Origin of the sequence: Kocuria sp. CH-021, from assembly GCF_049716185.1 — a bacterium.
Taxonomy (GTDB): Bacteria; Actinomycetota; Actinomycetes; order Actinomycetales; family Micrococcaceae; genus Kocuria; species Kocuria cellulosilytica.
The window spans coordinates 1-605 of record NZ_JBNAFK010000066.1; the positions used below are offsets into that span (position 1 = coordinate 1).

Sequence of the window (605 nt, forward strand, 5' to 3'; positions counted from 1 at the left end):
ATGGTCTGGGCGCTGGTCTGGCTCGCGGGGTGGGGCGCGAACTCCACCCACGGCCTGGTGGGCGGCTACCGCTTCCTGGCGCACGGCCTGGCCTACGAACTGCCGCTGATGTTCGCGCTGGTGGCCCCGGCCATCGCCGCCGGCAGCCTGGCCGTGGGGGATGTCGCCGCGGCCCAGGACGGCGTGTGGTTCGTGGTGTGGATGCCGGTGGCGTTCCTCGTCTTCCTCATCGGCGTGACGGGCTTCTCCGTGTGGGGGCCCTTCGCCCCGGCGCTGGCCGCCGACATCGGCGGCGGCGTGCTGGCCGAGCTCTCGGGGGTCGACCGCCTCGTGCTGCAGGCCGGGCGCTACCTGTTCCTGACCGCCGGCGCCGCCTTCTCGGTGCCGCTCTTCCTCGGTGGCGGCGCCGGGCCCGTCCTGCCCGGCTGGGCGTGGGTCCTGGTGAAGACCGTGCTGGTGCTCGCGGTGCTCGTGTGGCTGCGGCGGAGGATCCCGCTGCTGCGCCCGGACCGGTTCATGGAGATCGGGTGGGTGGTCCTGCTCCCGGCCGCCGTGGTCCAGGACCTGGTCGTGTCCCTCGTCGTCGTCTGGAAGGGCTGAGCCAT

The 605-nt window shown here is 73.6% G+C and carries 1 protein-coding gene; it reads left to right on the forward strand.

Features of this window, described 5'->3' with window-relative positions; genetic code table 11:
* Positions 1-600 (forward strand): NADH-quinone oxidoreductase subunit H (locus ACPYN7_RS18040; RefSeq protein ID WP_424348563.1); only part of this gene is annotated, 600 nt, incomplete at its 5' end.
* Between the last annotated feature and the right edge of the window lie 5 nt (positions 601-605).